We start from the raw sequence: 26,889 nt of genomic DNA on the forward strand, positions 1-26,889 counted from the left end.
GAACTATGCAAGTTATCCGTTACCCGGAGAAAAATACATGGGAGGAGCTGCTGAAACGCCCCGCCTTTGACACCCGTGAGCTGGAGGCCACTGTTTCCGCCATTCTCGGTGATGTAAAGGAAAACGGTGATGATGCCCTCCGCCGCTATACCGCACAGTTTGACAAAGTGAGCCTGGACGAGATCTTCGTAACGGCGGAAGAATTTGAAGCAGCGGACGCCGCGCTGGAAGAACCTCTCAAAGACGCCATCCGCACTGCCGCAGCCAATATCGAAATGTTTCACCGCGCGCAGGTGGAATCTGTAACCATGCTGGAAACCATGCCCGGCGTACAATGCTGGCGCAAACCGGTAGGTATCGAAAAAGTAGGTTTATATATTCCCGGCGGCACCGCCCCGCTGTTCTCCACCATCCTGATGCTGGCCATTCCCGCCAGGCTGGCCGGCTGCAGCGAGATAGTACTTTGCACGCCTCCCGGTAAGAACGGCGCCGTGCATCCCGCTGTACTCTGGGCTGCCCGTTACACCGGTATTACACGGGTGTTTAAGACCGGCGGCGTACAGGCCATCGGCGCCATGGCTTACGGTACGGAAAGCGTGCCGAAGGTCTACAAGATATTCGGGCCGGGTAATCAATACGTGACCTGCGCAAAACAGCTGGTGAACAGCAATGGCGTGGCGATAGACATGCCCGCCGGACCTTCTGAAGTAGCGGTATTTGCAGACGATACCTGTGTGCCGGCCTTTGTGGCGGCGGACCTCCTGTCTCAGGCGGAGCACGGGGCTGATAGCCAGGTGCTGCTCGTAACCACCTCAGATGCAGTGATCGCGGCTGTGGAAAAAGAAGTGGCAGCACAGCTGGCGCTGCTTCCCCGGAAAGAATTTGCCGCCAAAGCGCTGGACAACAGCAAGCTGGTGCTGGTAAAAGACCGCGATGAAGCCATGGACATGCTCAACGCCTACGCGCCCGAGCACCTTATCATGGCTTGTGAAAACGATGAAATACTGGCCACCCGCGTGATCAACGCCGGTTCCGTTTTCCTCGGCAATTATTCCCCGGAAAGCGCGGGCGATTACGCATCCGGTACCAATCACACCCTGCCCACCAACGGCTACGCCACAGCATACAGCGGTGTGAGCGTGGACAGTTTTGTGAAAAAGATCACCTTCCAGCGGCTCAGCCGCGAAGGCCTGCGGGCGCTGGCCCCCGCCATCGAAGCCATGGCTTCCGCGGAAGGCCTGGAAGCGCACAGGAACGCAGTTTCAATCAGAATAAAAAACATGTAGACATATGTTCGACCTGGAAAGTATTTTAAGGGACAATATCAAAAGACTGGTGCCTTATTCATCCGCCCGCGATGAGTTCAAAGGCGAAGCCTCCGTATACCTGGATGCCAACGAAAACAGCTTCGGCTCCCCGCTTCCCGCCGCATATCATCGTTACCCCGATCCCCTGCAATGGAAGGTGAAATATCGTCTTGCGGAGATCAAAGGGGTGCCGCCGCAGAATATTTTTCTCGGCAACGGCAGCGACGAAGCCATCGATATCCTTTACCGCGCCTTCTGCCGCCCGGGCGTGGATAATGTTGTACTGTGCCCACCCACCTACGGCATGTACGAAGTAAGCGCAAACATTAATGATGTGACCATTCGCAAAGCCTCTCTCACCCCGGATTTTCAGCTGGACCTGGAGGCGATAGAAAGCGCGATAGACGAAAACACAAAACTTATCTTCATCTGTTCGCCGAACAACCCCACCGCAAACGCCATCAACCGCGAAGACATCGAAATGGTGCTGAACAACTTCGACGGCATCGTGGTGGTAGACGAAGCATATATTAATTTCTCCCGCCAGAAGTCCCTCATCCGGGAACTTACGGAGTACCCGAACCTGGTGATCCTGCAAACGCTTTCCAAAGCCTGGGGCCTCGCCGCTCTGCGCGTAGGGATGGCTTTTGCCAGCGAAGACATTATCAACGTGTTCAACAAGATCAAGCCGCCATACAATATCAACCAGGCTTCCCAGGAACTGGCTTTGCAGGCGCTGGACAACATTGAGCAGGTGAACGGCTGGATCAAAGAAACCGTGGAAGAACGCAACAAACTCCAGGCCGCGCTCACGGCGCTGCCCATCGTGGAGCTGGTATACCCCAGCGATGCGAACTTTTTGCTGGTAAAAACCGTTGATGCCAAAGGCATCTACAACAAGCTGGTAGAGCAGGGCATTATCGTGCGGGACCGTTCCAAAGTGGAGCTTTGCGCAGGCTGCCTCCGCATCACCATCGGTACGCCGGAAGAGAATATCACATTGCTCAATACTTTAAAATCCATTCCAGCTATATGAAACCGAGCATAATTAATTTACATCGGGAGGATGAACTGCGAGGTTCCATCCGGCCTATAAAAAACAACTTGAACGGATGAAACGGGTACTATTCATAGACCGCGACGGCACCATGATCCGCGAAGTGCCGCCCACTTACCAGATAGACAGCCTTGAAAAGGTGGAGTTTTACCCAAAGGTTTTTACCTACCTCGGGAAGATCGCCGCTGAGCTGGATTACGAGCTGGTATTGGTAAGCAACCAGGATGGCATGGGCACGGCTTCTTTCCCGGAAGACACCTTTCACCCGGCGCATAACCACATCATCCGCGCTTTTGCGAACGAAGGCATCGTGTTTGCCCGCGAACATATCGACCCTACTTTGCCTGCAGACAATGCGCCCACCCGCAAACCCGGCATCGGTATGCTGAAACAGTACTTTACCCCGGAATACGACCTGGTCAACTCCTTTGTGATCGGCGACCGTATCACGGACGTGAAGCTGGCCCAGAACCTGGGCGCCAGGGCCATCTGGCTGAACGAAGGCACCGGCCTGGGCGCCGCTGAAGTAAGGGGAGACGAAAGCCTGAAAGACGTGATCGCACTGGAAACGACCGACTGGGCAAAGATCTACGAATTCCTTAAAATAGGTCTGCGCAAGGTAAGCCATACCCGTACCACCAAGGAAACAGACATTCACATCGAACTGAACCTGGACGGCAAAGGCCAGGCGGATATCCACACCGGGCTTGCTTTTTTTGACCATATGCTGGACCAGATCGCCCGCCACGGCAGCATAGACCTGACTATCCGCGCCAAAGGCGACCTGCATATAGACGAGCACCATACCATCGAAGACACCGGTATTGCGCTGGGAGAAGCCTTTGCAATGGGCCTTGCGGACAAAAAGGGCATGGAACGCTACGGCTTCTGCCTGCCTATGGACGACTGCCTGGCCCAGGCGGCTATCGACTTTGGCGGCCGGAACTGGATCGTATGGGATGCGGAATTCAAACGGGAGAAGGTAGGGGATATGCCCACGGAGATGTTCTTCCATTTCTTCAAATCCTTCTCGGACGCCGCTAAATGTAACCTGAATATCAAGGCGGAAGGGGAGAATGAACATCACAAGATAGAAGCGATCTTCAAGGCTTTCGCCAAGGCGATCAAGATGGCCGTGAAGCGGAACCCGGACAATATGCAGCTTCCCAGCACCAAAGGCGTACTGTAAGATGGATAAAATAAAATTTGCATTTTCGGATAAAACCCTGCATATTTGCCCTCATAATGCAAATGAACAACACATACAAACTTTGGTGGCACGCAGGCAATTTCTCCGCTGTGTAGCAGTGCCATGTTTGTATTGAACATACTAAAAGAAGGCTCGCTGTACACAGCGGGCCTTCTTCGTTTTCAGCCGGTACCGTACCGGGATAGAACAAAAGTCAAACGGTATATATGAAGTTAATTCAGGTAAAAACAAAGTCCAAAAAGATGCTTGCTGACGTGTTCACCCCCGTCAGCATCTACCTCCGCATCCGCGACAAATTCCCGGGCTCCATCCTCCTGGAAAGCACGGATTCCAACGCCAGCGAAAACAGTTGGTCCTTTATCGGGATCAAGCCCATCGCCGGTATTGAAGTGACCTCCACGGACATCTTTGAGTTCAAATACCCCGGCCAGCCCGTAGAGCACAAGCAGCTCGCCGGCAAAGCCGCCGTGCTCAAAGAAATGGACGCTTTCCTGAAAAGTTTCGTGTTCACCGAAAAATCCCCCATTCCTTTCGGCGAAGGCCTCTACGGCTACAGTACCTACGATTCCGTGCAGTTCTTCGAAAAGATCAGCTTCAAAAAACGCCCGGCCGCGGGGAACACCATCCCCCTGATGCGTTACCGTTTTTACCAGTACGTGATCGCCATCAACCACTTCAAGGATGACATGTACCTCATCGAAAACCAGGTGGATGGCCAGGAAAGTGAATTCGAGTTCGTGGAATCCCTCATCCGCAACAAGGATTTTCCGATGTACTCCTTTACCGGTAAAGGAGAAGAACAAACCAATATGACGGACGATGAATACATGCAGATGGTGGAAAAAGGCAAACAGCACTGTTTCCGTGGCGATGTATTCCAGATCGTACTGTCCCGCTCTTTCCACAGGGAGTTCAACGGCGATGAGTTCAACGTTTACCGCGCCCTCCGCTCCATCAATCCATCCCCTTATCTCTTTTATTTCGATTACGGCGATTACAAACTGATGGGCTCATCGCCTGAAGCGCAGCTTATCATCAAAGACCGTAAAGCCGTGATACACCCTATCGCGGGCACTTTCAAGCGCACCGGCAACGACGAGCAGGACAAACTCCTGGCCGACCAGCTGCTGGAAGACCCGAAAGAAAACGCGGAGCATGTGATGCTGGTGGATCTTGCGCGCAACGACCTGAGCCGTTACGCCAAAGACGTGGAAGTGGAAACTTACCGCCAGATCAAATATTACTCCCACGTGATCCACCTCGTAAGCGAAGTGACCGGCCAGCTGGAACCGAACAGCAGTCCGTTTGATATACTGGCGGCCACTTTTCCGGCAGGCACTCTGTCCGGCGCGCCCAAATACAAAGCGATGGAACTGATCGATTCCTACGAGCCTACCGCCCGTGGATTCTACGGCGGCTGTGTGGGGTTTGTGGGTTTCAACGGTGACTTCAACCACGCAATTATGATCCGCTCCATCCTCAGTAAAAACAATACGCTGTATTACCAGGCAGGCGCGGGCGTGGTAGCGAAATCCGTTGCCAGCTCGGAATTACAGGAAGTGAACAATAAACTCAATGCATTAAAACAGGCCATTATCCTGGCGCAAAATATCTAGTATGAACATCCTGGTATTTGATAATTACGATTCGTTCACCTACAACCTCGTGCACCTCGTCGAGAAGATCATCGGCGGAAAAGTGACCGTGGTAAGGAATGACGAGATCAAACTGGAAGATGTGGATCAATACGACCGGATCATTCTTTCCCCCGGCCCCGGTATACCCGAGGAAGCAGGCCTGCTGCTCCCCCTGATCAAACAATACGCCCCCACCAAACCGATATTCGGTGTATGTCTTGGCCAGCAGGCCATCGGAGAGGCCTTTGGTGCCAAACTTACCAATCTCACCGATGTGTATCATGGCGTAGCCACTCCCGTAAACATCATCTCCCGCAGCGGCCGGCTGTTCAGCAACCTGCCCGATGAGCTGGAAGTAGGCCGTTACCACTCCTGGGTGGTGGACGAGTCCACGCTGCCCGCGGAGCTGGAGATCACCGCCCGTGACGGGCATGGTTACATCATGGCATTGCAGCACCGTAAATACGACGTCTGCGGCGTGCAGTTCCACCCGGAAAGCGTGCTCACGCCACAGGGAGAACAAATCCTGCGCAACTGGTTAGGGCTGTAAAACAATAAACAAAGCACAATGAAAAAGATACTCAACTATCTGTTCGAACATAAAACATTCAGCCGCGAAAACGCGAAGGAGATACTGACCAACATTTCCAAAGGCGTGTACAACGAAAGCGAGCTGGCCGCCTTCATGACGGTGTTCCTCATGCGCAGCATCACCATCGAAGAGCTGCTGGGCTTCCGGGATGCGCTGCTGGAGCTTTGCGTACCGGTGAAGCTGGAAGATAACGTGCTGGATATTGTAGGCACCGGTGGTGATGGTAAAAACACCTTTAACATCTCCACGCTCAGCTGCTTCCTGGTGGCGGGCGCGGGCGGTAAGGTGGCTAAACATGGTAACTATGGCGTGTCCTCCATCAGCGGTGCTTCCAATGTGATGGAAAACCTGGGGTATAAGTTTAAGAACGATGAAGGCAAGCTGAAACAGGAAATGGCCGAAGCCGGCATCTGTTTCCTGCACGCCCCGCTGTTTCACCCCGCGCTGAAAAACGTAGCTCCTGTACGCCGCCAGCTGGGTGTGCGCACGTTCTTTAACATGCTTGGGCCGCTCGTAAACCCCGCGTTTGCACAGCACCAGCTGATAGGCGTATACAGCCTCGAAATGGCGCGTATCTACAACTATCTTTTCCAGCAGACGGACAAACGGTATGCTATCGTGCACAGCCTGGACGGTTATGACGAGATCTCTCTCACCGGCGATACCCGCATTATTACGAACAAAGGCGAGCAGGACTGGACGCCCGAAGCCCTTGGCAAAAGAAAAGTACATGCGGAAGATATTTTCGGCGGCAACACCACCGAAGACGCGGCCAGGATCTTCCTCAAAGTGCTGAAAGGTGAAGGCAGCTGGGCGCAGCATTCCGTGGTAATGGCAAACGCCGCCATGGGATTGTATTGCCTCGAAAAATACCCGACTTACGATGAATGTTTCCAGGCGGCTGTAGAATCGCTGGAATCAGGCGCGGCATATAAAGTATTCCAAAAACTCATTTCCTTACAATAATACCGTTATGAAAAACATCCTGGCAGAAATCACCGCGCACAAAGCCGTGGAAGTAGCGGAAAGACAGAAAGTACGTCCCGCGCAGGAACTGGAAAACACTTCCATGTTCAGCCGAACGCCGCTTTCGCTCCGCAGCTTCCTCAAACAACCCGGGCGCAACGGTATTATTGCGGAATTCAAACGCCAAAGTCCCTCCAAAGGCATCATCAACGATACGGCGGATGTACAGGACGTAACCACCACCTACGCCCGCCACGGCGCATCCGGCCTGAGCATTTTAACGGACCAGAACTATTTCGGCGGCTCCATGGATGACCTGCAAATGGCACGGGCGGTGAACATCATCCCCATCCTGCGCAAAGATTTTGTGATCGGCGAATACCAGATACTGGAAGCCAAAGCCATCGGCGCGGATGTGATCCTGCTGATAGCGGAGTGCCTTACCAAAGAGGAAATAAAACACCTTGCGGAGTTTGCGCACAACCTGGGCCTGGAAGTACTGCTGGAAGTGCATACCGCTGATCAGTTGGACAAGATCAGCCCGCACACGCATCTCATCGGTATCAATAACCGTGACCTGAAAACCTTCCAGGTGGACATTTACCGCTCCATGGAACTGCTCAAACAAATACCCGCTGAATACAGCAAGGTGGCCGAAAGCGGCATGGATGACCCTGCTACGATCGTGACCCTGCGCAACGCGGGATTTGACGGTTTCCTGATCGGGGAGCATTTTATGAAAGCGGAAAACCCCGGCGCCGCATTTGAATCATTCACCCAAAAACTCGCGTCGTTATGAAGATAAAAGTCTGCGGCATTACCCGGAAAGAAGACCTGGACGCACTGGTACAGCTGGGCGCGGACTATGCGGGTTTTATCTTCTACGGCAAATCTCCCCGGTTTGCCGGCAACAAGCTGGACGGGCGTACCGTGCGCGAAATAGCCGGGAGGATCGGGAAGGTGGGCGTGTTTGTAAACGCCGATCCGCAGCAGGTGATCCAGACCGTAAAGGATTACGGGCTGGACATGATCCAGCTCCATGGCGATGAATCCATTGCCGTATGCCAGCAGCTGCGCCTCACCGTTCCGGTGATGAAGGTGTTCCCGATGGGAGAGAAGGCTAATGCAGTGGATTACGCAGCCCCTTTTATGGCGGTATCCGACTTTTTCCTGTTTGATACAGCCAGTAAGGAATACGGCGGCACGGGCAGGCAGTTCAACTGGGAGCTTTTAAATGACTACAGCTACGACAAACCCTTTTTCCTCAGCGGCGGCATTGGCCCTGATGATACCGAAGCCGTGCTGCGATGGCGCCACAAACAGCTGTTTGCGCTGGATGTGAACAGCAGGTTCGAAACCGCTCCCGGCGTAAAGGATATGGATAAAGTAGCGGCATTCATCAACACGATAAAAAAATAACGAATCATGGATATAGCGGTGAATACATCACAATCCAAATATCATGTCAATAAAAAGGGCTACTACGGCGATTTCGGCGGCGCATACATCCCCGAAATGCTGTATCCCAACGTGGAGGAGCTGAAAGAGCAGTATATGCAGATCATCTCCGACCCCGCGTTTCAGCAGGAATTTGAACAACTGCTGAAAGACTACGTAGGCCGGCCTTCTCCGTTGTACTTCGCAAAACGTTTGTCTGAAAAGTACAAAGCGAAGATCTACCTCAAACGCGAAGACCTCAATCACACCGGCGCCCATAAGGTGAACAATACCATCGGGCAGATACTGCTGGCCAAACGGCTTGGCAAAAAACGCATCATCGCGGAAACAGGCGCGGGCCAGCATGGCGTGGCCACGGCCACCGTCTGCGCCCTGATGGGCCTGGAATGCGTGGTGTATATGGGCAGTGTGGACATCCAGCGGCAGGCGCCCAACGTGGCCCGTATGCGCATGCTCGGGGCTACCGTAGTGCCTGCCACCAGCGGCAGTAAAACGCTGAAGGACGCCACCAACGAAGCCATCCGCGACTGGATCAACAACCCGGTGGATACGCATTACATCATCGGCTCGGTAGTAGGCCCGCACCCGTATCCCGATATGGTGGCGCGTTTCCAGTCCGTGATCAGCGAAGAGATCAGGCAGCAGCTGGTGGAAAAGACCGGCAAACCCGATCCCGATTATGTGATAGCCTGTGTAGGCGGCGGCAGCAATGCAGCCGGCGCATTTTTCCACTTCACCGATGCGGAGAAGGTAAAACTGGTAGCCGTGGAAGCGGCAGGGCAGGGCGTGAACAGCGGTTTTTCCGCCGCCACCAGCCAGCTGGGCAGGCCCGGTATCATCCACGCCAGCAAAACGCTGCTGATGCAGACGGATGACGGGCAGATCGTGGAGCCGCACTCTATTTCCGCGGGGCTTGATTATCCCGGCGTAGGGCCCATGCACGCGAACCTCTACACCACCGGCCGCGCGCTGTTCCTCAATGCGACAGACGACGAATCGCTGGCCGCGGGTTATGAGCTAAGCCTGCTGGAAGGCATCATTCCCGCGCTGGAATCGGCCCATGCGCTGGCTAAACTGAAAGACCTGTCGCTGAAGCCCGAAGACGTGGTGGTGGTATGCCTCAGCGGCCGGGGGGACAAAGACCTGGAAACCTATATCAAACACTTAAAGTAAAAGAGCATGAACAGGATTGATCAACTCTTTCAAAATAAACCGAAAGACATTCTGAATGTATACTGCACAGCTGGTTACCCTTCGCTGAACGATACCGTGACCATCGTGGAAGCCCTGGAACAGAGCGGTGCGGACATGGTGGAGCTGGGTATGCCCTTCTCCGACCCCCTGGCGGACGGCCCGGTGATACAGGAAAGCAGCACCCGCGCCATCAAAAACGGCATGCGCATCAGCGTACTGTTCGAACAGCTGAAAGGCCTGCGGGACAAGGTGTCCCTGCCCATCATCCTCATGGGGTACATGAATCCCGTGATGCAGTTCGGGGTGGAGAACTTCCTCCGGAAATGCGCCGAAACCGGCGTAGACGGCCTCATATTGCCTGATCTGCCGATGGACGAATACGAATCGGAATACAAGGGCCTGTTTGAAAAATACGGCCTGCACAACATCTTCCTCGTAACGCCCGAAACCAGCGAAGCGCGCATCCGTAAGATAGACGGGGTGAGCAACGGTTTTGTATATGCCGTGTCTTCCTCTTCCACCACGGGTAAAAATAAGGAGATGGGCGACCAGGAGGTGTACTTCCAGCGGCTGAAGGCCATGAACCTCCGCAACCCCATCCTGATAGGCTTTGGTATACGGGACAACAAAACCTTCCGGGAAGCCTGCCGCCACAGCAACGGGGCAATTATCGGCAGCGCTTTTGTAAAAGCCATCGAAAACAGTGCTAACTTGCAGGCTACCGTGAAAGAATTTGTGGCAGGCATCAAGACAAATATGAACAGATGAAAACAGCGATCCTAAAATACAACGCCGGCAATACCCGCTCCGTATTGTTCGCCCTCGAAAGACTGGGGGTGGAAGCTACGGTAACGGACGATCCGGAAGAGCTGAAAGCCGCGGATAAGGTGATATTTCCCGGTGTGGGAGAAGCCAGCACCGCCATGGCTTACCTGCGCGAACGCAAGCTGGATACATTGATCAAAGACCTGAAACAGCCGGTGCTGGGCATTTGCCTGGGCATGCAGCTGCTTTGCAAACATTCTGAAGAAAACAATACGGATTGCATCGGCGTGTTTGACCTGGAAGTGAAGAAGTTCCAGAGCCCGGTAGAGAACCTGCTGAAGATCCCGCAGATCGGCTGGAACAATATCACCGGCCTGCACAGTGTGATCTTTGAACATGTGAACCAGAATGACTACATGTATTTTGTGCACAGTTATTTCGCGGAGCTGGGCTCGGAGACCACGGCTATCGCCAATTACGTGATCAATTACAGCGCGGCATTGCAGAAAGACAATTTCTACGCAGTGCAGTTTCACCCGGAAAAGTCTGCGGAAGCAGGCCAGAACATCATCGAGAGTTTTTTACGACTGTGAGCATACAAATCAGGAATATAACCACAGCAGACACTTTGCAGCTGCGCAGGGACGTAATGTACCCCACCTGGTCGCTGGACCAGGTGACGCTGCCGCACGATGCGGACGGCATTCATTTCGGACTTTATTCAGATGGGCGGCTGGCTACCGTGGTATCTCTTTTTATCGAAGGCGATTCCGCGCAGTTCCGCAAGCTGGCCACCGCACATGACCAGCAGGGCAAAGGGTTTGGTAAATTGATGATGCGGCACCTCGAAGAGGTTTGCCGGCAGCGCGGCATCGGCACACTCTGGTGCAATGCCCGGGAAACCGCCCTCAGCTTTTATCAGCAACTGGGCTTCACCGTTTTCAGCGAACGCTTTTTTAAAGACGATCTTCCTTTCTTCAAAATGAAAATACCCGTAAAACCAGCCCAGGCAAAAGGTTTCACCATCATTCCCGCCATAGACATTATCGGCGGGAAATGCGTGCGCCTCACCCAGGGCGACTACGCTCAGCAAAAAGTATACAACGAAAACCCGCTGGAAGTAGCGATGGAATTCGAAGACAGCGGCATCCAGCGACTGCATCTCGTGGACCTGGACGGCGCTAAAAAAGGAGCCGTGGTGAACTGGAAAGTACTGGAAACCATTGCCGCTAAGACCGGCCTCACCATTGATTTTGGCGGCGGTATCAAAAGCGGGGACGATCTGAAGATCGTATTCGAATCCGGCGCGGAACTTGCCACCATCGGCAGCGTGGCCGTCAAACAGCCGGAGTTGTTCTTCAGCTGGCTGGATCAATACGGCGCTGATAAAATGTTCCTCGGTGCAGACGTAAAAGAAGAAATGATCGCGGTGGGCGGATGGCTGGAAACCACGGACCGCAGTGTGTTCGACTTCCTGCGTACCAACCTGGAGCGCGGCGTAAAAGAAGTATTCTGTACGGATATCGCGAAGGACGGGCTGTTGCAGGGCCCCTCCACGGAGCTGTATAAAAAGATCATCGCGGAGCTGCCCGGCATCCGGCTCACCGCGAGCGGCGGTGTAAGCCACATCGGTGATGTGGAAGAATTGCAGGCCGCAGGCCTGGCCGGCGTCATCATCGGTAAAGCCATTTATGAAGGCCGTATTACATTACCCGAACTGAAGAAATTTATTTAAGATATGCTTACAAAACGCATCATACCCTGCCTGGATATCAAGGACGGACGCACCGTGAAGGGCGTGAACTTCGAGAATATCCGCGATGCGGGAGACCCTATCGAGCTGGGCGCGCTGTATGCGGAACAGGGCGCGGATGAACTGGTATTCCTGGACATCACGGCCACGAATGAAAGGAGAAAAACCCTTTCCGAACTGGTGACCAAAATAGCCCGGCATGTGAACATCCCGTTCACCGTGGGCGGTGGCATTTCTTCCGTGGAAGACGTGAGCGTGCTGCTGAACGCCGGTGCGGACAAAGTATCCGTAAACACCGCCGCGTTCAAAAATCCGCAGCTGCTCAACGACCTTTCCCGCGAATTCGGCAGCCAATGCATCGTACTGGCCATCGATACGCGTTTTGAAGACGGCGACTGGTTCGTATACCTCAACGGCGGCCGCGTAAAAACCGACATCCTTACCACGGACTGGGCCAAAGAAGCCGTGGACCGCGGCGCGGGAGAGATCCTGCTCACGTCCATGAACAACGACGGCACCAAGCAGGGTTTTGCCCTGGATATCACCGGGCGCCTTTCCCAAAACCTGCATGTGCCGGTGATCGCTTCGGGCGGGGCAGGTACTATGGAGCACTTTGCGGACGTTTTTGAGAAGGCCGGGGCGGATGCGGCACTGGCTGCGAGCATCTTCCACTATAAAGAAATGGAAATTCAGGAGCTGAAAACATACCTCTACAAAAGAGGTGTGCAGATCCGCTTCTGATTAATATATATTTATTATATTTAAAGTGATTTTACCCATGGAGGTAGATTTTACCAAGTCACCGGACGGATTGGTGCCGGCAATTATTCAGGATGCCATTAGCCACCGCGTGCTGATGCTGGGGTACATGAACAGGGAAGCCCTGGACAAAACCCTGGCCGAGAAACGGGTGACGTTCTTCAGCCGTTCCAGGAACCGGCTGTGGACCAAGGGGGAGGAAAGCGGCAATTTCCTTAACCTGGTGAGCGCCGCACTGGACTGCGACCAGGATACGCTGCTGCTGAAAGTGCATCCCGTAGGCCCCGTATGCCACACCGGCGCGGATACCTGCTGGAACGAAAAAAACAAAGACACGGCTTCTTTCCTCACCGGCCTGGAACAGGTGATCCGCGACAGGAAAGAAAACCCGACCGAAAAGTCATACACCGCTTCCCTGTTTGCCAAAGGCATCAACAAGGTGGCGCAAAAGGTAGGCGAAGAAGCTGTTGAACTCGTGATAGAAGCCAAAGACGACAATAAAGACCTGTTTTTAGGCGAAGCGGCGGACCTGTTGTTTCATTACTTAATTTTGTTACAGGCCAAGGGCTTTACGCTCGAAGATGTCATAACCATATTAAAAGAACGGCACAAATGAGAACCGTATCCATCCTCTTTTCCATTTTAACGGCTGCCACAGCGGCAAACGCCCAGTTTACAGTAAGCGGCAGCATCGCGCCGGCCCAGGAAGGGCAGAAGCTTTATTTTGTCAGCGAAGACGGCAATACAAGGGATTCTTCCGTACTGAAGGACGGCCGGTTTTCGTTTAAGACGGCTTATAAACCCGCTCCGGACGATATGTTTGCACTGATACTCGAAGGCAAACAATACCCGATGCTGCTGGTGTCTGAAAACAACGAAGTGGAAATACAGGGTGATGCGGGCAGTTTTCCCGTGGCCAAAACCGTGAAAGGCGGCCAGCAGACCGAGTGGATGCAGGCTTATCACAAGACCATGGAGCCGGTACTGAATAAAGTAAAAGAACTGAACTCAGAAGCCTCTGTCATCAGCGGTGACGATGAAGCCGCCAAAGCCGCGTTCCGCGCAAAAGCGACCGATTTTGAAACGGAGCTGATGAATACAGGGATGAACTTCGTGAAAACCCACCCCAAAGCCCAGGCCAGCCTTTTTCTGCTGTACGGCGAGCTGAAGGACAGGCTGACCGAAGATGAATTCAGCAGGCAGTTCGGCTCACTGGATGTAAAAGTCAGGAACAGCAAATTCGGCAGGTCGATTGCCGCTGAGATATCTTCCGCCAATGCTGAAAAGGCCGATGCGGGCACGGCCAAAGACTTTGAACAGAAAGACCCCAAAGGCAAAACGGTAAAACTGTCCTCTTTCCGGGGCAAATACGTGCTGATCGACTTCTGGGCCAGCTGGTGCGGCCCCTGCCGGCAGGAGAACCCCAACGTAGTGGCGGCTTATCACAAATTCAAAAACAAAAACTTCACCATCCTTGGTGTATCGCTGGATAAAAGTAAATCCGCCTGGCTGGAAGCTATCGAGCAGGACCGCCTGGAATGGACCCAGGTGTCCGACCTCCAGGGCTGGGCAAATGCCGCGGCGCAACTGTACCGTGTGCAGGGTATCCCGCAGAACTTCCTGGTAGATCCCAACGGTAAGATCATTGCCAGCAACCTCCGCGGCCGCGCCCTGGAAAAGAAGCTGGCGGAAATACTGAAGTAAGTTCCTTCCCCATAGAACCGCTTATCATTTTAGCCTTGCTTTTGGCTGGCGGAATAGCCAACTTTGTTGACAGGACTATAAACTGTTACCAAATATGAAGAAATTGATCCTTGCAGCTGTGCTGATAAGCCCGGCTGCAGTGTTGTTGGCGCAGGATAAGAAAACAAAAACCTACCAGTACCATATCGAAGGCAGCATCATCAATGCAAACCAGGGAAAACCAGCCAAATTTTATCTCCGTATGAGAACGGCGGGGGTTTTTAAGACAGACAGCGCGATCGCCAACGATGGAAAATTTTCATTTACCGGGGACATTCCCGAACCACAATTAGCACAGGTATTCGCCGTGATCCCTGAAACGCCCGACAACCCGATGGGCAAAAAGGAAGTGGCGCTCATTTTCCTGGGCAAAGGCACTACCCAGCTGAACCTTGCCACGCCCGCGGCAAAGGCCGAAGCAGGCGGCACCGAGGAGCAGGGTGCGTTCAACGAACTGAATGACCTCCTCCGCTCCGTCAATAAAGACTACGAAACAGCCGTAAAAAAATACCGCGATGCCGCTGAATCCAAAGACGAAGACCGGCTCAAAAAAGCCGAAACCCGCCTGGAGCAGCTGGAAGCCAGCAAAAAAGCCGTGATGCGGAAATATCTCGAAGAGAATCCAGCCACGCCCATCGGCATGTATGTGTTGAACCAGGTGGCCGGTTACGAAATGAACCCCGAAGATGTGGAGCCGCTGTTTAACGCACTACCTAAAAACATCCGTAAATACCCTTCTGCCAAAGAATTCGAGCACCGGATGGACCTAGCGAAGAAACTGGCGGTAGGCCAGCCCGCCATAGAGTTTAACCAGAAGGATGCGGCGGGCAACCCGGTATCCCTCGCGTCTTTCCGTGGCAGGTATGTGCTGGTGGACTTCTGGGCAAGCTGGTGCGGCCCCTGCCGCGCGGAAAATCCCAATGTGGTAAAGGCTTATAATCGTTTCAAAGAAAAAGGCTTCACCATCCTCGGCGTGTCCTTCGACGAGCGGAAGGATAAATGGGAGCAGGCCATCGAGCAGGACAACCTCACCTGGACGCATGTATCCGATCTGAAAGGCTGGGGCAACGAGGTGGGCAAGCTCTATGGCATCCGCGCCATCCCGCAGAACGTGCTGGTGGACCCCCAGGGCAAGATCATCGCCCGCAACCTCCGCGCTGAAGACCTGAACCGGAAGCTGGAGGAATTACTGAAATAAGGATCTTTCAAAATTGATAGCGGCCAGTCCCTCCCGGGGGCTGGCTTTTTTTATGCCACCTCCCTCCCGGATATCCATTGAATATTAATTTGTTATGGGAAAATATCCGCTTCCCTCCAGGCCTCTTTTATAGGACTTTTACATTACAGTTGGCTAAAAGCAGCCATAGTACTGTCTTACGGTAGGGATAAAGCATATATGTCCCATATATAAGGCATATATATCCCATAGATAAGGCATATCTATAAGATATGCCTTATCTATGCTTTAACAGTGCTTTAAAAATGCCTTGAAAATGGGATATCATGATGGTATTACTATCTGGAGGCTACCATAAGCCCGCTTTCTGATAAAGGTTGGAGTGCGGGATAAAAGGAAGTCTTGCCAGGATGACCTTTATACCAGTTGTTCGGTCATCCTTCGGTGATCCTTCGGTCATCCTTCGGTGAAACACCCTCAAACCCGTACCACGACCGAACACCACCGAAGGATCACCGAAGGATGTCAGTAGCGTCATCTTCCCACGAAACGCCTCAAACCCTTGCTGCCGGGAGGATGGTAGTAAAATGACGGCGGGCGGTCCCGAATTTTCCCAAATAATATTTGGAAGTATTACGAACTGTTCGTAGATTTACGATAGTATCGTAACTATGAAAGTTGTTTTGCTTGGAATAATCATCTGGTTGGCCATTGGAATCACACCTGCCGTTGCGCAAACGGTATTCAGGGTAAGCGGGAAAGTGCAGGACGAAAGGGGGAAACCGCTGCCCTTTGCAAGCGCCTTCCTCAACCAGACCACACTGGGCGACAGGACCACCGAAGCGGGCATGTTTACGATACAGAACATCCCGCCGGGCAAATACGAGCTGATCGTGTCATATCTTGGATATGAGCCCGTCATTCTGCCGGTGGAGGTACAGGCTGACGTAAGTGGCGTAACCGTCGTATTGAAGCCGAAAGCGGGCGTTCTGAAGGAATATGTGGTACGCAGGGACCCGGACCGTGAAAAATGGATGAAAGTGTTCCTGAACACATTTGTAGGGCAAAGCAGTTTTGCGCAGCAATGTAAACTGATGAACGGGGAAATAGTGGACCTGAAATATGACCGGGCCGCCAATACCCTTACCGCCGGGGCGGATGACTTCCTGGTGATAGAAAATGCGGCGCTGGGTTACAGGATCAAATTCCTGCTCATGCATTTTACGTACGATATGCGGGTGGGTTACTCCATGTACTACGGCAACCCGATGTTTGAACCGATGAAACCGAGGAACAAACGCCAGCTGCAAACATGGACGGACAACAGGAAGGCTGCCTATCTGGGATCTACCACGCAGTTTTACAAAAGCCTTGTGAATAAGACGCTGGAAGAAGACGGGTTCATGGTACAGAAGCTGGTGCGCAAAGAAAGAAAGCGGGATTTCGTGGAGCCTGTGGCGGACCTGGAATCCGGGCAGGCGAAGATGCAGAAGCCAGCCATGTTCTCCAAATACGTGAACTACCTGTACACGGCAAAGTTGCCTTACGACAGCATCCTGTACAGGTCGGGCAACAGCTACGTGATGAATTTCAACGACCTGCTGTACGTGACCTACAAAAAAGAAAAAGAAGACAAACGGTATGTGAGCATGATGCTTCCGCCGAATGCAAAGCGGGGCTGGCAGACATCGGTGCTGCAACTGCTGGCGCCGGAAGTGAAGATGGACCAGAACGGCAACCTTGAAAAGCCGATGGACGTGATCTGCGAACAGTACTGGGGATGGGAAAAAATGGCGGAAATGTTACCGCTTGACTATAAACTGTAAAAATTTCAAACCGTTCATAATATGGAAAAATTGACCAAACAGGAAGAAGCTGCCATGCAGGCCATCTGGAAAGTGGGCAGCGGGTTTGTGAAAGACTTCCTGGAAGCGCACGCCGCGCCTGCGCCTCCTTACACCACTTTAGCCTCAACTATCAAAAACCTGGAGAAAAAAGGATACGTGGAAGCCAAAAAAATCGGTAACGTATACGAATACACGCCTGGTATCGAAGAAGGTGAATATAAAAAGAAGTTCATGAGCGGCTTTGTAAAAGACTATTTCGAGAACTCCTACAAAGAGCTGGTGACGTTCTTTGCGAAGGATAAAAAGATCAGTCCTGAAGAATTGCAGGAGATCATCAATATGATCGGTAAAAAGTAATGCTGAACTTATAAACTTACGGTATGACCGCATTGTTCATATACCTGATAAAAGCCAATATCGCGCTTTGCCTCTTTTATCTCGCCTATCGCCTGGGACTGCGCCGGCTTACATTTTATACGCTAAACAGGGTGTTCCTGGTTACCGGTATCGTGTTTTCATCTTTGTTCCCCCTTGTGGACGTGAATGATTTTTTCAGCCGTAATGAAACGATCGCGGCGCAGGTGGTGCAGTATGTGCCGGACTTCGGCGTACTGCGGCAGGCTGCGAAGCCGGAGGTGTTTACCATGTGGGTGCTGCTGGAGTGGGTGTTCTGGACAGGAGTGGTGGTAATGGGCATTCGTCTGCTGATACAACTGGTGTCGCTGATGGTGCTGCATTGGAGAACGGAGCCGGTGAAACTGCAGGACCATGCCGTACGCCGGATGGACGGCAATATCAATCCTTTTTCCTTTTTCAGGAATATATATGTGAACCCGGAGCTGCATTCGCAGGAAGAGCTGGAAGCTATCATCCGGCACGAGCAGGTGCACGTAAGCCAGTGGCACTCGGCCGATGTGATGATGAGCGAGGTGAACAACGTATTCTACTGGTTCAACCCCGGCGCCTGGCTCATGAAGACTGCCGTAAAAGAAAACCTTGAATTCCTGACGGACCGGAAGATACTCCGCTCCGGCGTGAACGCCACGGCATACCAGTACAGTCTTGTAAAGGTGAGCGCCGCGCAATACACCGCGGGAGTGGCGAATAACTTTAATTTCTCCCATTTAAAAAACCGCATAAAAATGATGAACAAAACTAAATCATCCCGCGTGCAGCTCTACCGCTATGGAGTACTGGCAGGCGTGGTATGCGGCGTCCTTTTATCCCTGAACTATACAAAAGCCGGTACGGTGGTGCACAATGTGGTGAGTGAAGTGAAAAACGTACTGGACGTACAAAAAGGGGACACTACGACGCCCGTTCCTCCTCCTCCCGCCATAGACAAGTTTGACGCAGTGAAAGAAGACCGTTACAAAACCGTGGAAGATAAATTCAAATCCCTGAACAGGGATGAATTCCAGACCATCGGCGATGACAAAACCACGGACGGGTTCCGCGCCCAGGCGCTCACCATCAACGGCAGCAGGCAGCTGGCCGGCAGGGTAAGCGGCATCTCCATCAAGGCGGATACTTTTATCACCCAGAAGCCGATAACTATTTACTCCATACAGGAACCTACCGGGGAGGAACCTGCTAAAAGCACGGTTACTTACAGCATGAAGGCAAATGCCAGTTATACCACCACCCCCGCGGAGGTACGTACGCAAAAGCCGGGCCTGCGGCTGCGCGCGACCGGAAATGCAACCCTTAGTTATATGCCGGATACCAGCCGCCAGCCATTGGTGATCGTGGACGGCAAACCATACCCTTTGGGTAAAGACGGCAACGTTCTGAGCGACCTTGATCCTAACACCATCGAATCCATTCACGTACTGAAGGATCAATCCGCCGCGGCGATCTATGGCCCGGCTGCAAAAAACGGGGTACTGCTCATCTCTACCAAAAAGAATTCCCAGAAACCCAAAGTGGAAGAAGTAGTGGTAACGGGCCGCCCGTCCAAAGCCGCACAGCTGAATGAAGTAACCGTAGTAGGTTATGGCACCAGGCAGCCGCAGGAAGAAGGCCAGCAGCTGAAAGGTGTGGTGGTGAACGGTTATGCGGCCAAACCCGCAGCAACCGTAACCGGGAGTGGCACGGCCGGCATCGGGAAGGATCTATCCGAAGTAGTGGTAGTTGGTTATGCGGTACCTGGACAACAACCGGAAAAAGCGGTGGAAGGCAAACCCACTGAAGTGACGGTGACCGGGTATTCAACGGCCGCGAAAGAACCGGTGAAAACAGTGGAAGGCAGATCGGCCAGGGATACAAAACAAGCGGGAGAAACAACAACCAGCGAGACTAAAAATTCCATTTTAACGCTTGCCAAATCCAATGAGCCCACTACCGGCTTAAGCACGCTTTATCCTAATCCCACCAAAGGCATTGTAAATGTCCTGATCGCGGTTCCTGATGATTCAGCGAACAGTTTCCTGGAAGTAAATGACATGAACGGCAAAACGCTGTACCGCTATTCACTGGCAGGTTTCAAAGGAAATTACAGGGGGCAGGTGGACCTTAGCCGTTATCCCGCGGGCACGTACATCGTCCGGGTGAAACTGCCCGGTGCGGACATGACCTCTAAAATAATAAAGCAATAACTTTTCGAGAATTGATAAAAATGTAATGACGAAACCATGCGGCGGGCTGTTCAGCCTGCCGGGTTCGTAGGAGGAAGCGCCGGAATATCTCAATTCGCGCTGCGGGCGCACCGGAAGCCCAGGTTGGACAAGCCGGAAGAAGGGGTCGTTTTCATCCTCGCAGATACCCTGTAGCCCCTGCAATATTCATCACTGCACATAAAAGAACCGCCACGGATCACCCTTTTTGTATTCCTGGGATCGTCCGACGGATCGTTGGGCGTGCGTGAGCCTTCGGGGTTCAGCGTGCCGGGTTTTACCTGGCTGTAATAGTTGTGGTCGTACCAGTCCGCGGTCCATTCCCATACGTTGCCGGCCATATCGAATAATTTATAACCGTTGGCGGGGAAAGACCTGGCGGGAGCGGTGCCGTAGAAGCCGTCCACCTCGGAATTTTCGTAGGGGAAGTGGCCGTTCCAGATATTGGTCCTGCCTTTGCTCATCTGCGGCGTTTCCGTGCCCCAGGGGAAAGGCTGGTTCTTTAAACCGCCCCGTGCGGCATATTCCCATTCCGCTTCGGTGGGCAGCCTTTTACCGGCCCATTTCGCGTAAGCCTGCGCATCGTCCCAGCTGATATGTACTACGGGGTGCTGTTCTTTGTCTTTAATGTCGCTGCCGGGGCCGTTTGGATGCTGCCAGCTGGCGCCACGCTCAAAGCTCCACCACTGGCTTACGTCGTTCAGGTCTACGGCTGTTGTGGTAGGTACAAATACGAGGGAGCCGGGGAGGAGGTCCAGGCTGTCCGGCTCGGGGGAGCCGGGGGGCATTGAAGCCATGATCTCTTCTTTGGAAATAGGCTTTTCAGCCGTGGTCACGTAGCCGGTGGCCTGTACAAAAGCGGCGAACTCCGCGTTGGTCACCTCATGCTCGTCAATCCAGAAAGAATCGATCTTTACCAGGTGTTTCGGGTATTCGTCCGGGGAGCCGGTATCGTCATCCGCGCCCATTTCGAACTGCCCTGAAGGCACCAGCCGCATGGGGTTCAGCTGCTCCACCACCTGTGGGATGGCGTGTTCTTTCTGGTTGGCGGGTTGGTGGTTACATGCTGCCAGCATTATAGTCAGGGCCAGTGCCTGGCCGGGATATTTCCGTATCATACGGGTACAAATGTACGACCGGGTTGTGAAATTGTTAAATTGTTTCCGGAGTGCCCATGAACGGGCATAATCCGTAACTTGCCCCATCATGGCTTTCACGCGAGAAGATTTTGGACCGGGTTTCAAATGGGGAGTGGTAATCTCCGCTTTTCAGAACGAAGGCTCCCACGACACTCACGGCAAGGGCCTTTCCATCTGGGACGCTTTCCAGGACAGGAAAGGGAGGATCAAAGACCGGACACACGCCCGCATTGCCTGTGACTTTTACAACCGTTACCGGGAAGATATATTCCTGGCCCGTTCCCTCGGTTTTACCGTATTCCGTTTTTCACTTTCCTGGCCACGCATCCTGCCAAAAGGCACCGGCGCGGTGAACCAGGCCGGCATCGATTTTTACCATAAAGTGATCGACACCTGCCTGGAAGCGGGTATGGAACCGTACGTCACGTTGTATCACTGGGACCTTCCGGCGGCGCTGGAGCACAAAGGCGGCTGGTGCCACCGGGGCACCGTATTCGCTTTTGAAGAGTTTGCCCATCTCTGCGCCCGCGCTTACGGGCATAAGGTAAAAAACTGGATCATCCTCAACGAACCTTTTGGTTTTACTTCCCTTGGTTATATGCTGGGAGTGCATGCGCCGGGCAAGTTCGGGCTGAGTTATTTTTTCCCGGCCGTACATCATACCGCCCTGGCGCAGGCCGAAGGCGGGAGGGCGGTACGCGCGGAAGTGCCGGATGCGCGCATCGGCACCACCTACTCCTGTTCACAGATCATTCCGTATACAAACAACGAACGCGACCAACTGGCTGCCCGGCGCGCGGACGCATTGTTCAACCGCCTGTTTATAGAACCCGCGCTGGGCCTGGGTTATCCTACAGACGTATTCCCGTTGCTGAAGCGCATCGGCAGGCGGTATGCGCTCTGGCGCGATTGGGAAAAACTGCCGTTTGATTTTGACTTTATCGGCGTACAGAATTATTTTCCGCTGGTGATCCGCTACAATGCATTTATGCCGTACATACAGGCCTCCGAGGTGAAACCCGCGCAGCGGCGCGTGCCGCAAACCGCGTTGGGTTGGGAAGTGAGCGGAGCGGGGATGTACAGCATATTAAAGCAGTTCGCCGCATACGAAGGCGTAAAAGAGATCATTGTAACAGAAAGCGGCGCGGCCTTTAAAGACGCGCTGGTGGAGGGTGTGGTGGATGATGCGGGGAGGACCGCCTATTTCCAGGAATACCTGGAAGGCGTACTGATGGCTAAAAGGGCGGGAGTGCCCGTAAACGGATATTTCGCCTGGACGCTTACCGATAATTTTGAATGGGCTGAAGGATACAATGCGCGTTTCGGGCTCGTGCATGTGGATCATGACACGCAGGCGAGGACGATAAAAGCGTCCGGCCAATGGTTCCGTGAACTGTTGAATAAATAAATGATCAGCATAAAACACCGGCGGGCAAAAGAAATCCGTTTTTTGGGATTAACGCCGTATAAAGGTTGCTGAGAATCGTATTCCTTTTACCCGCCGGGCTTTTTTATAATTCCTTCCGTTTGAAGAACCAGTTATCTTTTAACCCCAGGTGCAGCACGACATTAAAATAAGTCTCCGTGATCAACCCGTTCGAAGACGTGCCACGCTGCCCGCCTTCCAGCCCCAGGTAATACCTTAAATGGCCGGTTCTGCTGGGCAGGGACGCGCCTACGGATAACCCGAAATCATTGATCTTTTCACCCTTTACCTGTATATAACCCGTGTGATAGCTCAGGCCTGCCTGGATAGACAAATGTTCGACCCTCTTGTCGAAATAATACTTGTAGAAAGAATATTCCATGCCGCCCGCAAAACGTTGGGAGTTCACGTATTTAAAATCCGTGTTTTTGCCATTGAGGCCATCCCATTGCTGGAGGCGGTAATCCGCCATCAGCGAAATACGTTCCTTTCCCATCATGAGCCCGAGGCCGTATTGCGCGGGCAGGTAATAACTGCCGGTATGGTCCTGGCCTTCGTACAGCATGTTGTCGTCCGCGTCGCGGATGGAAAATTCATCTTCGCTTTGGAGGCGGGTTTGCCAGCGGTATGTAGCGCCGGCACCCACTTCCCAGGCGCCTGCCCTGCCTGTGTATTGTAAACCTGCTGTGAAATTAAAACTGCGGTAGAAGTATTTTTTCTCCGTATGGATCTCGTTGTTGCCCAGGCTATCCGTGATCGTTACGGGGCCGAAGAGCAATGCGGAAGACAGTCCCGCGTAGAAGTTCTTTGTAAGTTTTACGCCGTTTGAAAAATAAAGCCGGTTGATGCCGCCGGTGCCTTCAATGGCATTCTGTATCTCCGCGCCGGTGCCGGCAATGCTGGTATTGTTCACCAGTTTAAAATCCACGCGGCTGTAGGGCATTAGCCCAAGGCTCACGCCCCAGCGGGGATTCACTTTGAAGCCCATCGCAAAACGTTTGAAGGAAATATCGCCCGCGCTCTGGCTGATCTCCGAGCTGTTGTACTGGATGGACTTTGCCGCCACGGAGGCTTCAAAAAAGAAGGTCTCCATGGGTATCCGGCCGTAGGAAGCGGGGTTCAGTTCGTTCAGGTAATTGCCGGATGGGCGGGCAATACCCGCGCTGCCTGTACCGAAGTTACGGCTGTAATCTTTTTCTTCCAGGTCGCCGATGCCATAGGCGGAATACAGCGAGTTAACGCCTTTCTGCGCCTGCGCCTGCATGGCCAGCAATATCATACAGCAGCCGATAGTATATGTTCGCATCATTCGTATAACAGGTAATAGATTTTTAATTGTGCGCGGTACTGTTTGCCGTTGCCGTCTCCCACTACAATACGGTTCAGTTGTGTATGGAACTCACTGAAAGGGGCGGCCAGCAGCAGCCCGCGATAAGTGTACACATCGGCCGTCATCATGGCGCGGCAGTATGCCGTCACATCCCAGGAATACTGGTTGTTTTCGGGATAAAGTTTGTCCACGCGGAGGTTCCCGTACTGTACGCCCGCGGCGTCGGAGAGGGTGTCTCCCTGCGTCACGAAATTCTTTTTATCCGCCAGCGTGAGTGTGAGCCTGGGCGGCAGCGGGTAATCCTTGAGGGTGCTGTTGTCCGGCTTTATGACCAGTTCGGCGGACATGATCCGGCCGTAACGCCCCAACTCCTGCAGGGCTGCGATGGAAGGAAAATCGATCCTGGTAACGGCGCCGGTTAAGGGCTGGGAGAATGTTTTATTACCAGTTGCTTCACCGGAAATGCCGTCAGGGCCGGGCTGCAGGCCGGCGATGGCGGTGCCGGTGCGGTCGTACCGGAAAGTATTGAACTGCAGCTCGGGAAGGTTCATGCGGAAGTCGATTGTTTTTTCTTCCACGGTGGTATTCGCGATGTGATAATGCAGGCGCATCACCACGGCGGTATCGTTCATGAGCAGGCGGAATGCGGCGGTATTATTCACGCCGCGGATGCTGAGGCCTTTGAAATAATCGCGCCAGTAGTCTTCGTTCTTCAGGTCGTCCGACTTGTTCCTGATCATTTCAAACAGCTCGATCCCTTTGGCATCGTCCAGCCTCAGGTGAAGGGCTTTGCCGGAAGTGGGGCGGATGTATTGTGTTACATCGGCCAGCGGCGCTGATGCAATGGGGAAGTCCTGGTGGCTGAACAGTGCGAAATATTCGTCCGGCAGCAGCAGCGGGCGGGTGAGCTGGTATACCTGGAAACGCTGCGGCGGGAGGGTGTCCCCATAATAATGCCCGTCCGGCCAGATGACCAGCTCCAGCGAATCATAGATGGCACGGAGGCCGGGTTCGGTTGCCGGTGGAAGGCCCAGGCGGAAAGTGGTGTGCGAAGTGAATTTCCCGAATACAGGGTCGGCGTAGCTGCCTACGAGGCCGGTGCCGGTGCCGGAGGTACGCACGGAGTCCAGCTGCACGGTACGCATCTGCACCTGCAGGGTATCCAGCAGTGAGTATTGCACGTTTCCCCCGTCAACGACATTATCATAAGAAAATCCGCTCTTGTCACAGGCGGTGAGGCAGGCCATTGCGGCCAGTATACTCAACCGCTTCATAAAGCAATGGTTTGTAAGTTGCATAGCTGCGCAATGATAATCAGGTTCACCAGCCTGATGCCGGGGTAATATGCAGGTTCCCTCTTTTTACCGATCATACCCGGATATTTCCCGGCGAGTGGTGTTTTAAGGCGATTTAAGCCCCTTGTGCGGCAAAGCGGCAAAACGCTGTGTTGGCAGATGAAAACGGCTTATTCGTCAGCAAATGCCCATAGTCCGTCTATTTTAAAGTACCCATAACAGTTCCCCGGATAATTTTGGCCGTGATAAAAAAAACTATTGTATGCAGAAAGCAGGAATTTATTGCTGGATACTCGCGGCGCTGCTGGCGGGGTGTTCCAAAGACGATTCATCGGACGATGACGACAACGGTAACTGGAGGGAGCTGAGCGAGCTGGCCGGGGATCCCCGGGCGGAAGCCGTATCGTTCGTGATAGGGGACACCGCTTACATCGGCACGGGCTTTAACGGGGAGGATTATTTAAGGGATTTCCTGAAGTATACCCCCCGCAGCGGCTGGACGCAGATCGCGGACCTGCCGGCGGCGGCGGATGCGCGCAGCAGCGCCGTGGCCATGGTGATCGGGCAGACGGCCTATGTGGGCACCGGGCAGAATGAACTGGGTTACCGCCTGAATGACTTCTGGTCCTATACTCCGTCCAAAGGTTACTGGGAAAAAAAGGCGTCGCTCATAGGCCCCAACCCTTCACTGGAGCTTAACCGTAAAGATGCCGTGGCATTCGCGCTGAAAGGCAATGGCTACGTAGCCACCGGTTATCATAACGGCGCGTTGAAAGACGTATGGATGTATTCGCCTGGTGAAGACAAATGGTATCCCCGCCAGTCTTTTGAAGGCACCAAACGTACCGAAGCCGTGGCGTTTGTGATCCAGGACAAGGCATACATCGTAACAGGTGTGAACAACAGTGAGAACAAGATCGATTTCTGGGAATATCATCCCGATGAAGATGACTGGGTGGAGCTGCGCGAAATTGCCAACACAAACGATGACCAGGATTATGACGATGATTACGACATGGCCTGCAGCAATGCAGTGGCATTTGTAAAAAACAACAAGGCTTATATCAGCACCGGTACCAAAGGCGGGCTTTCCAAACTTACCTGGGAATACAATCCCGCTACTGACATGTGGCTGCAGTTAAGGGAATTTGAAGGTGTGGCGAGAACGGGCGCTGTGGGTTTTACGCTGGGCAACGTGCTGTACCTGTCCACCGGCCGCAGCAGCGGTTCCTACTTCGATGATCTTTACAGCTTCGATCCGGACGAAACTTATAACGAAGACGATTGATCTTACCATCCGCACTATCACTTATGAGGAAATTATGCTTATCAGCAGCCGTTGTATTGATACTGCTGGCATGCCGCCGGCAGTCAATACTGAGGCTCACGACAGAACAAACGCAGCATGGGTGGGCTTACAGGATCACCAAAAAAGGGGAACCGCTTATTTACCAGGAAAACATACCCGCCATTCCTGGTTTTCATCCGTTCAGAAGCAGGGAAGACGCGCAACGGACCGGCCAACTGGTGTTATCTAAACTGGAAAACCGCAAGTGGCCTTCGCTCAGTATAAGAGAAGTGGACAGCCTTCAACTCACTCGGTAACTTTAACACTTGCT

General features: G+C 53.2%; 25 protein-coding genes. 22 read left to right on the plus strand and 3 right to left on the minus strand.

Going from position 1 to position 26,889, the window contains the following annotated elements; all coding sequences use genetic code 11:
- The first annotated feature begins 5 nt into the window (after positions 1–5).
- The 19 genes from hisD (at position 6) to EG028_RS12810 (ending at position 20,062) form a co-directional block, all read left to right on the plus strand.
- Positions 6–1,286, plus strand: a complete 1,281-nt coding sequence (hisD, locus tag EG028_RS12720) for a histidinol dehydrogenase (protein ID WP_120516790.1) — start codon at positions 6–8, stop codon at positions 1,284–1,286.
- Between the two features lie 4 nt (positions 1,287–1,290).
- The gene (gene hisC / locus EG028_RS12725; RefSeq protein WP_120516789.1) at positions 1,291–2,343 is read left to right on the plus strand and encodes a histidinol-phosphate transaminase; all 1,053 of its coding nucleotides are present in this window, start codon (positions 1,291–1,293) and stop codon (positions 2,341–2,343) included.
- Between the two features lie 76 nt (positions 2,344–2,419).
- Positions 2,420–3,553 (plus strand): bifunctional histidinol-phosphatase/imidazoleglycerol-phosphate dehydratase HisB, encoded by a 1,134-nt coding sequence (gene hisB / locus EG028_RS12730; protein WP_120516788.1) that lies wholly within the window; start codon positions 2,420–2,422, stop codon positions 3,551–3,553.
- Between the two features lie 227 nt (positions 3,554–3,780).
- Complete coding sequence (locus tag EG028_RS12735; protein ID WP_120516787.1) at positions 3,781–5,190, plus strand: anthranilate synthase component I family protein; 1,410 nt, start codon at positions 3,781–3,783, stop codon at positions 5,188–5,190.
- A gap of 1 nt (position 5,191) precedes the next feature.
- Positions 5,192–5,761: an anthranilate synthase component II gene (locus tag EG028_RS12740; RefSeq protein ID WP_120516786.1), complete on the plus strand. Its 570-nt coding sequence runs from the start codon at positions 5,192–5,194 to the stop codon at positions 5,759–5,761.
- A gap of 18 nt (positions 5,762–5,779) precedes the next feature.
- Complete coding sequence (gene trpD, locus EG028_RS12745) at positions 5,780–6,769, plus strand: anthranilate phosphoribosyltransferase (protein ID WP_120516785.1); 990 nt, start codon at positions 5,780–5,782, stop codon at positions 6,767–6,769.
- A 7-nt stretch (positions 6,770–6,776) separates the two neighbouring features.
- Entirely contained in the window at positions 6,777–7,568 is a 792-nt protein-coding gene (trpC, locus tag EG028_RS12750) for an indole-3-glycerol phosphate synthase TrpC (RefSeq protein WP_120516784.1), read from the plus strand.
- A complete protein-coding gene (locus tag EG028_RS12755) occupies positions 7,565–8,188 on the plus strand; it encodes a phosphoribosylanthranilate isomerase (protein ID WP_120516783.1) in 624 nt (207 codons plus the stop codon). Before trpC ends, EG028_RS12755 begins: the two co-directional genes overlap by 4 nt.
- Positions 8,189–8,194: 6 nt before the next feature.
- The gene (trpB, locus tag EG028_RS12760; protein WP_120516782.1) at positions 8,195–9,400 is read left to right on the plus strand and encodes a tryptophan synthase subunit beta; all 1,206 of its coding nucleotides are present in this window, start codon (positions 8,195–8,197) and stop codon (positions 9,398–9,400) included.
- 6 nt (positions 9,401–9,406) lie between these two features.
- Entirely contained in the window at positions 9,407–10,189 is a 783-nt protein-coding gene (gene trpA / locus EG028_RS12765) for a tryptophan synthase subunit alpha (RefSeq protein ID WP_120516781.1), read from the plus strand.
- Positions 10,186–10,779, plus strand: a complete 594-nt coding sequence (hisH, locus tag EG028_RS12770) for an imidazole glycerol phosphate synthase subunit HisH (RefSeq protein ID WP_120516780.1) — start codon at positions 10,186–10,188, stop codon at positions 10,777–10,779. Before trpA ends, hisH begins: the two co-directional genes overlap by 4 nt.
- A complete protein-coding gene (gene hisA, locus EG028_RS12775) occupies positions 10,776–11,921 on the plus strand; it encodes a 1-(5-phosphoribosyl)-5-[(5-phosphoribosylamino)methylideneamino]imidazole-4-carboxamide isomerase (RefSeq protein ID WP_241559113.1) in 1,146 nt (381 codons plus the stop codon). The genes hisH and hisA overlap by 4 nt, the downstream gene beginning before the upstream one ends.
- A 3-nt stretch (positions 11,922–11,924) precedes the next feature.
- A complete protein-coding gene (gene hisF, locus EG028_RS12780) occupies positions 11,925–12,680 on the plus strand; it encodes an imidazole glycerol phosphate synthase subunit HisF (RefSeq protein ID WP_120516779.1) in 756 nt (251 codons plus the stop codon).
- Positions 12,681–12,717: 37 nt separating this feature from the next.
- On the plus strand, positions 12,718–13,314 hold the full coding sequence (hisIE, locus tag EG028_RS12785; RefSeq protein ID WP_120516778.1) for a bifunctional phosphoribosyl-AMP cyclohydrolase/phosphoribosyl-ATP diphosphatase HisIE: 597 nt from the start codon (positions 12,718–12,720) through the stop codon (positions 13,312–13,314).
- Positions 13,311–14,402: a TlpA disulfide reductase family protein gene (locus tag EG028_RS12790; RefSeq protein WP_123864654.1), complete on the plus strand. Its 1,092-nt coding sequence runs from the start codon at positions 13,311–13,313 to the stop codon at positions 14,400–14,402. Before hisIE ends, EG028_RS12790 begins: the two co-directional genes overlap by 4 nt.
- A 94-nt stretch (positions 14,403–14,496) precedes the next feature.
- Positions 14,497–15,639 carry a TlpA disulfide reductase family protein gene (locus EG028_RS12795; RefSeq protein ID WP_123864655.1) on the plus strand — a complete coding sequence of 381 codons (1,143 nt, stop codon included), beginning with the start codon at positions 14,497–14,499 and terminating at the stop codon, positions 15,637–15,639.
- Positions 15,640–16,289: 650 nt separating this feature from the next.
- Positions 16,290–17,444 carry a carboxypeptidase-like regulatory domain-containing protein gene (locus EG028_RS12800; protein ID WP_120516777.1) on the plus strand — a complete coding sequence of 385 codons (1,155 nt, stop codon included), beginning with the start codon at positions 16,290–16,292 and terminating at the stop codon, positions 17,442–17,444.
- 21 nt (positions 17,445–17,465) lie between these two features.
- Positions 17,466–17,822, plus strand: a complete 357-nt coding sequence (locus EG028_RS12805; RefSeq protein WP_120516776.1) for a BlaI/MecI/CopY family transcriptional regulator — start codon at positions 17,466–17,468, stop codon at positions 17,820–17,822.
- 23 nt (positions 17,823–17,845) lie between these two features.
- Positions 17,846–20,062, plus strand: coding sequence for a M56 family metallopeptidase (locus EG028_RS12810; protein ID WP_120516775.1), 2,217 nt, complete (start codon positions 17,846–17,848; stop codon positions 20,060–20,062).
- An 89-nt stretch (positions 20,063–20,151) separates the two neighbouring features.
- Here the strand turns inward: EG028_RS12810 and EG028_RS12815 are convergent, their stop codons facing one another.
- Positions 20,152–21,198 carry a formylglycine-generating enzyme family protein gene (locus tag EG028_RS12815; protein WP_120517008.1) on the minus strand — a complete coding sequence of 349 codons (1,047 nt, stop codon included), beginning with the start codon at positions 21,196–21,198 and terminating at the stop codon, positions 20,152–20,154.
- Between the two features lie 88 nt (positions 21,199–21,286).
- Between EG028_RS12815 and EG028_RS12820 the strand changes: the two genes are divergently transcribed.
- Positions 21,287–22,627 carry a GH1 family beta-glucosidase gene (locus EG028_RS12820; protein WP_120516774.1) on the plus strand — a complete coding sequence of 447 codons (1,341 nt, stop codon included), beginning with the start codon at positions 21,287–21,289 and terminating at the stop codon, positions 22,625–22,627.
- A gap of 103 nt (positions 22,628–22,730) precedes the next feature.
- Here the strand turns inward: EG028_RS12820 and EG028_RS12825 are convergent, their stop codons facing one another.
- Together EG028_RS12825 and EG028_RS12830 are read right to left on the minus strand one after the other, a co-directional pair.
- Positions 22,731–23,954, minus strand: coding sequence for a hypothetical protein (locus EG028_RS12825; RefSeq protein ID WP_123864656.1), 1,224 nt, complete (start codon positions 23,952–23,954; stop codon positions 22,731–22,733).
- On the minus strand, positions 23,951–25,249 hold the full coding sequence (locus EG028_RS12830; protein ID WP_162946472.1) for a DUF4270 family protein: 1,299 nt from the start codon (positions 25,247–25,249) through the stop codon (positions 23,951–23,953). The genes EG028_RS12825 and EG028_RS12830 overlap by 4 nt, the downstream gene beginning before the upstream one ends.
- A gap of 283 nt (positions 25,250–25,532) precedes the next feature.
- On the opposite strand from EG028_RS12830, the gene EG028_RS12835 reads away from it, so the two are divergent.
- Complete coding sequence (locus EG028_RS12835; RefSeq protein WP_120516771.1) at positions 25,533–26,558, plus strand: Kelch repeat-containing protein; 1,026 nt, start codon at positions 25,533–25,535, stop codon at positions 26,556–26,558.
- A gap of 23 nt (positions 26,559–26,581) precedes the next feature.
- On the plus strand, positions 26,582–26,875 hold the full coding sequence (locus EG028_RS12840) for a DUF4907 domain-containing protein (protein ID WP_120516770.1): 294 nt from the start codon (positions 26,582–26,584) through the stop codon (positions 26,873–26,875).
- The last annotated feature ends 14 nt before the right edge of the window (positions 26,876–26,889 follow it).

Origin of the sequence: Chitinophaga barathri (assembly GCF_003807585.1) — a bacterium.
GTDB classification, from domain to species: Bacteria; Bacteroidota; Bacteroidia; order Chitinophagales; family Chitinophagaceae; genus Chitinophaga; species Chitinophaga barathri.

Bases quoted from the DNA above. Each gene is read 5' to 3' on its own strand.
- hisD (WP_120516790.1), top strand. From the start codon at position 6: ATGCAAGTTATCCGTTACCCGGAGAAAAATACATGGGAGGAGCTGCTG.
- EG028_RS12800 (WP_120516777.1), top strand. From the start codon at position 16,290: ATGAAAGTTGTTTTGCTTGGAATAATCATCTGGTTGGCCATTGGAATC.
- hisIE (WP_120516778.1), top strand. From the start codon at position 12,718: ATGGAGGTAGATTTTACCAAGTCACCGGACGGATTGGTGCCGGCAATT.
- EG028_RS12755 (WP_120516783.1), top strand. From the start codon at position 7,565: ATGAAGATAAAAGTCTGCGGCATTACCCGGAAAGAAGACCTGGACGCA.
- EG028_RS12835 (WP_120516771.1), top strand. From the start codon at position 25,533: ATGCAGAAAGCAGGAATTTATTGCTGGATACTCGCGGCGCTGCTGGCG.
- hisH (WP_120516780.1), top strand. From the start codon at position 10,186: ATGAAAACAGCGATCCTAAAATACAACGCCGGCAATACCCGCTCCGTA.
- EG028_RS12840 (WP_120516770.1), top strand. From the start codon at position 26,582: ATGAGGAAATTATGCTTATCAGCAGCCGTTGTATTGATACTGCTGGCA.
- trpA (WP_120516781.1), top strand. From the start codon at position 9,407: ATGAACAGGATTGATCAACTCTTTCAAAATAAACCGAAAGACATTCTG.
- hisC (WP_120516789.1), top strand. From the start codon at position 1,291: ATGTTCGACCTGGAAAGTATTTTAAGGGACAATATCAAAAGACTGGTG.
- EG028_RS12805 (WP_120516776.1), top strand. From the start codon at position 17,466: ATGGAAAAATTGACCAAACAGGAAGAAGCTGCCATGCAGGCCATCTGG.
- EG028_RS12795 (WP_123864655.1), top strand. From the start codon at position 14,497: ATGAAGAAATTGATCCTTGCAGCTGTGCTGATAAGCCCGGCTGCAGTG.
- trpC (WP_120516784.1), top strand. From the start codon at position 6,777: ATGAAAAACATCCTGGCAGAAATCACCGCGCACAAAGCCGTGGAAGTA.
- hisF (WP_120516779.1), top strand. From the start codon at position 11,925: ATGCTTACAAAACGCATCATACCCTGCCTGGATATCAAGGACGGACGC.
- trpD (WP_120516785.1), top strand. From the start codon at position 5,780: ATGAAAAAGATACTCAACTATCTGTTCGAACATAAAACATTCAGCCGC.
- hisB (WP_120516788.1), top strand. From the start codon at position 2,420: ATGAAACGGGTACTATTCATAGACCGCGACGGCACCATGATCCGCGAA.
- EG028_RS12825 (WP_123864656.1), bottom strand. From the start codon at position 23,954: ATGATGCGAACATATACTATCGGCTGCTGTATGATATTGCTGGCCATG.
- trpB (WP_120516782.1), top strand. From the start codon at position 8,195: ATGGATATAGCGGTGAATACATCACAATCCAAATATCATGTCAATAAA.
- EG028_RS12820 (WP_120516774.1), top strand. From the start codon at position 21,287: ATGGCTTTCACGCGAGAAGATTTTGGACCGGGTTTCAAATGGGGAGTG.
- EG028_RS12790 (WP_123864654.1), top strand. From the start codon at position 13,311: ATGAGAACCGTATCCATCCTCTTTTCCATTTTAACGGCTGCCACAGCG.
- EG028_RS12830 (WP_162946472.1), bottom strand. From the start codon at position 25,249: ATGAAGCGGTTGAGTATACTGGCCGCAATGGCCTGCCTCACCGCCTGT.
- EG028_RS12740 (WP_120516786.1), top strand. From the start codon at position 5,192: ATGAACATCCTGGTATTTGATAATTACGATTCGTTCACCTACAACCTC.
- EG028_RS12815 (WP_120517008.1), bottom strand. From the start codon at position 21,198: ATGATACGGAAATATCCCGGCCAGGCACTGGCCCTGACTATAATGCTG.
- EG028_RS12735 (WP_120516787.1), top strand. From the start codon at position 3,781: ATGAAGTTAATTCAGGTAAAAACAAAGTCCAAAAAGATGCTTGCTGAC.
- EG028_RS12810 (WP_120516775.1), top strand. From the start codon at position 17,846: ATGACCGCATTGTTCATATACCTGATAAAAGCCAATATCGCGCTTTGC.